Origin of the sequence: Paraconexibacter sp., from assembly GCF_041602235.1 — a bacterium.
Taxonomy (GTDB): domain Bacteria; phylum Actinomycetota; class Thermoleophilia; order Solirubrobacterales; family Solirubrobacteraceae; genus Paraconexibacter.
In genome coordinates, this window is the sequence record NZ_JBFIGP010000299.1 from 1 (window position 1) to 4,523 (window position 4,523).

Genomic DNA, 4,523 nt, shown 5'->3' on the forward strand with positions numbered 1-4,523 from the left:
CGGGACGACCAGACCGGTCCCGCTGGCGACCTGGATCGGCGCGGTGACCCCCGTCGACCGCCGGGTGATCGAGCGTCTCCACGGCCCGGTCCTCGACGTCGGCTGCGGCCCGGGCCGGCACGTCGCCGCGCTGCAGCGCCGGGGCGTCACCGCCTTGGGGATCGACGTGTCCCCCGCCGCGGTCCTCGTCGCGCGCAACCGCGGCGCTGCGGCCGTACGGGGCGACGTGTTCGGGCGGGTGCCGGCCGCCGGCCGCTGGGGCGAGGTGCTGCTGCTGGACGGGAACGTCGGCATCGGCGGGCGTCCCGCGCGGCTGCTGCGCCGTTGCGCGACGCTGCTGCGGACGCACGGGCGGGTGGTGGTGGAGCTCAGCCCTCCCGGCACCCCGACCGTGCGCGTGCGTGTCCGGCTCGAGCACGGGCGCGAGACGAGCGCCTGGTTCCCCTGGGCCCACGTCGCGGCGGACGACATCGATGTGGTGGCCCGGTCCGCCGGACTGCGGGTGACCGACCGGTTCGAGGAGGGATCGCGGTGGTTCTGCGGCCTCGTCGCAGCCTGAGCGAGACCCTGCTGAAGGAGGGCGCGATCGGCGAGGCCCTCGAGCGCGAGCTCGGGCACCTCCGCACCGGGCCGTTCGACGAGGACGCGTTTCCGTCCCGGCTCCACGACGAGCGCCTCGCGTCGTTGCTGGGCATCGCGCTCGGCGTGTGCTTCATGACGTGCTTCGCGACGGGCCTCGTGTCGCACTTCGCGCAGGACCCCTGGGAGATCGGGATCCTGTCCATGCCGGCCGCGCCGGCCTGGCTCTACCGCGTCACGCAGGGACTCCACGTCGCCACGGGCATCGCGGCCATCCCGCTGCTGCTCGTGAAGCTGTGGGTCGTCTACCCCAAGTTCTTCACCTGGCCGCCGGTCCGCGACCCGGCCCACGCGCTGGCCCGCCTCTCCCTCGTCCCGCTGGTCGCCGGCTCGATCTTCCAGCTGTTCAGCGGCCTGCTGAACACCGCCCGGTGGTACCCGTGGGAGTTCGCCTTCACCGCGACCCACTACTGGACGTCGTGGATCGTCATGGGGGCGCTGCTCGTGCACATCGGCGCCCAGCTGTCGATCGTGCGACGCAACGTGGGCCGGACGGGGAAGGCGCGCAGCGCGGCCGTGTCCCCGGAGCCCCCGGGTGACGGGCTGAGTCGCCGCGGCCTGCTGACCGCGACCGCCGCGGCGGTCGGCGCGGTCACGCTCACCACGGTCGGGCAGACCGTCCGGCCGCTCAAGGGCCTCGCGGTCCTGGCCCCACGGCTGCCCGACAGCGGCCCGCAGGGGGTCCCGGTCAACAAGAGCGCCGTGGGTGCGCGCGTCACGGACCTGATCCGCGACCCGGCCTACCGGCTCACGGTGGGCGGCCGCGTGCAGCGCGAGCTCAGCTTCACGCTCGAGGAGTTGCGCGCCCTCCCGCAGCACGAGGCCGATCTCGCGATCACCTGCGTGGAGGGCTGGAGCTCCGGGGCTCGCTGGTCCGGCGTCCGGGTGCGCGACCTGCTCGACCGGGCCGGCGCATCGCCCGACGCCGAAGTGCTCGTGACCTCGATGCAGCCCCGTGGGGCCTATCGCCAGAGCGAGCTCAACGTCCCCCACGCCCGCCACGCGGACACGCTGCTCGCGCTGCGCCTCAACGGTGAGGAGCTGCATCCCGATCACGGTTTCCCGTGCCGGCTGATCGCCCCGAACCGCCCGGGGGTCCAGCAGACGAAGTGGGTCACCTCACTGGAGGTCCTGTGATCGCGCGCCGCCTGCTGAGCGTGACCGGGGCCGCGATGATCGTGTTCGGTCTGGTCGGGCTGCTGCGGCACGCCGACGAGACGGCGCCCGGCAGCTGGGTCGTGTTCTTCCTCGGCGGGCTGGTCGCGCACGACGCGCTCCTGGCTCCCGCGGTGATGCTGCTCGGGCTGCTGATCGGCCGTGCAGTGCCCCGCCGCATCCGTCCCGTCGTGCAGGGCACGCTGCTCGTGGCCGGTGCCCTGCTCGTGATCGCGATCCCGGTGCTGACCGGGAACGGGCGCCTGGGCAACAACCCGTCGATCCTGCCCCAGGACTACTGGGAGGGTCTGCTCACCGCGCTCGGGGTGCTCGCGCTGGCGGGGGTGATGCTGCTCGCGCGCGCGCTCCGGCATCCCGCGGCGCCCGCGCCCCCCGAGCCACCGCCGCTGCCCACGGCTCGGCCGGGGTGGTGAAGCCGCCCAGCGCGGTCAGCTCGTCCACCGCCTCCTCGAACGCGTCGAGGACCGCGGGGTCGAAGTGCGTGGCCCGGCCGCTTCGCACGATCCGCAGCGCGTCCGCGAGCGGCATGGCAGGCCGGTAGGGACGGTCGCTGATGAGCGCGTCGAACACGTCCGCGACGGCCGCGATCCGGCCCTCGAGCGGGATCTCCGTGCCTCTCAGGCCGCGCGGGTAGCCGGCACCGTCCCACCGCTCGTGATGGCTCAGGGCGATCGTGGCCGCCATATCCAGGAGCTCCGACCCGGACCCGCTCAGGATCGCGTGCCCGATCTCGGCGTGGCGCTGGATCTCGACCCGCTCCTCGTCGGTGAGCCGGCCCTCCTTCAGCAGGATCGCGTCCGGGGTGGCCACCTTGCCGATGTCGTGCATGGCGCTGGCGATGCGTAGCAGCTCGCAGCGCTCGGGCGGGAGGCCGAGCGTCCGCGCGATCACGCTGCTGAACTGGCTCATCCTGCGGACGTGGTCGGCGGTGCCGCCGTCGCGGAAGTCCACGGCGGTCGCGAGACGCTCGATGGTCTCCTCGCGTGAGCCCACCAGTTCCGCCTGACCGCGGGCGAGCGCGACGGCCTGGCAGAGCTGGCGCGCTATCGCCTGGCAGAGCTGGACCTGCTCACCGGTGAAGGGCTCACCGCGGCTGCCCAGGACGACGACCCCCAGGTCGGTCCCGTCGTTGCGCAGCCCGATCACGATGCCGTCGTCGCGCACGATCGTCCGGTCCTCGCGGGCCGCCACCTCGACCGCGTCCTGCGGGACGCTCGGCGGATCCCCGACCGTCACCGGCGGAACCGTGGGCCCGCCGGCCGGCGTGGACGCCCGGAACTGCGCCCCCGCCACACCGGTCGCCTCGACGCACCTCGCGAGGATCTCCTCCATGACGGTCGCCGGGTCCGTCGCGCGGGCGAGCGTCTCGGAGATCCCGGTCAGGACGGCGAGCTGCGCGTCTCGCCGGGTCAGCTCGTCCTCGAGGCTGGAGTGCTCCGCCGCCTGGTGCGCGAGGGCGCGCCCGAGTCGCTGCGCATGCAGTTCGTCGTAGTCGGCGGTCGTGTCGACGGACACGGGCGGGTCGACGAGCGCGCGGCGCACGGCTTCGAGGATCTCGGCCATGTCGGGCTCGCGCGTCACGTAGCCCACGGCCCCGGCGCGGACGGCCAGGTCGCGGTCGGCCTCCTCCACGAAGACCGACGACGCCAGGACGACGGGTGTGCCGGCCGTGGCGCCGTGATCGGCGATGCGCCGACACAGCTCGAATCCGTCGAGGCCGGGCATCAGGACGTCGGTGAGGATCAGGTCGGGGACCTCGCGTTGCGCGAGGTCCAGTGCGGAGAGCCCGTCGCCGCACTCGAGCACGTCGTAGCCCGCGTCGCGGAGCCGCAGGACGGTGAGCTTGCGCTGGATGTCCGTGTCATCGACCACGAGCACGCGGGCGGTCCCCCGTGCCACGTCGTTCCCCACGGCGGGGAGCCAGGCCTGCACGGCGCTGAGCAGCGCGGAGGGCTCGACGGGCTTGCGCAGCCGGTCCGCGAAGCCGGCGGCGGAGGCCTGATCGCCGAACAGCCGCTGCGCGTACCCGGAGATCGCGATGACCGGCGTGTCCGGTCGCCGCTCCCGGATGCGCTCTCGGAGCGTCAGTCCGTCCATGTCGGGCAGCAGGAGGGTCTGCACGACGAGATCCGGCGCGTCGTCCAGGCGGTCGACCGCGGAGGCTCCGTCGCGGGCCTCCAGGACACGGCACCCGTAGCTCTCGAGGGTGATCCGCAGCAGCTTCCGCGTGCCCGGATCGTCCTCGACGATCAGCACCGTCTGCGCGCTCATGCCGCCTCCCGCCGACCGAGGTAGCCGGCGAGCTCCTCCGCGAGGCCGCGGGTGTCCAGTGGCTTGAGGATGACCCCCTCGCACCCCGCGTCCAGCGCGCGCTCGCGGTCGGACTCCATCGCGGCGGCCGTGAGCGCGACGACCGGGATGTGCGTGGTGCGAGCCTCCGCCTTCAGACGGAGGGTCAGCTCGATGCCGTCGACCTCGGGCATCTGGAGGTCCATGAGGATGAGGTCCGGGAGGTGCTCGGCCAGCCGGTCGAACGCCTCGCTCGCTCCGCTCGCCGTGTCCGCCTCGTGTCCTTCGGTCATCACCGCGAGCCGGGCGAGCTTCAGGTTCATCGGGTTGTCGTCCACGATGAGTATTCGTGCCCCCACGACCGCCTCCCTATCCGACCGGGACCGCGTGCTCGACGGGTCGCACGACGCGGGGCAGGA

At 73.6% G+C, this 4,523-nt stretch carries 4 protein-coding genes; 2 read left to right on the plus strand and 2 right to left on the minus strand.

The genetic code is table 11. From position 1 onward, the window contains the following. Nucleotides 1-559, plus strand: a 559-nt coding sequence (locus ABYE80_RS17475) for a class I SAM-dependent methyltransferase (protein ID WP_372791586.1), incomplete at its 5' end; no start/stop codon positions are given. Further along, nucleotides 532-1,776 carry a molybdopterin-dependent oxidoreductase gene (locus tag ABYE80_RS17480; RefSeq protein WP_372791587.1) on the plus strand — a complete coding sequence of 415 codons (1,245 nt, stop codon included), beginning with the start codon at nucleotides 532-534 and terminating at the stop codon, nucleotides 1,774-1,776. The genes ABYE80_RS17475 and ABYE80_RS17480, both read left to right, overlap by 28 nt. Before the next feature lie 330 nt (nucleotides 1,777-2,106). On the opposite strand, the gene ABYE80_RS17485 is transcribed toward ABYE80_RS17480, so the two are convergent. After that, a complete protein-coding gene (locus ABYE80_RS17485) occupies nucleotides 2,107-4,086 on the minus strand; it encodes a response regulator (protein WP_372791588.1) in 1,980 nt (659 codons plus the stop codon). Continuing rightward, on the minus strand, nucleotides 4,083-4,523 hold a 441-nt coding region (locus ABYE80_RS17490), incomplete at its 5' end, for a response regulator (RefSeq protein ID WP_372791589.1). The genes ABYE80_RS17490 and ABYE80_RS17485, both read right to left, overlap by 4 nt.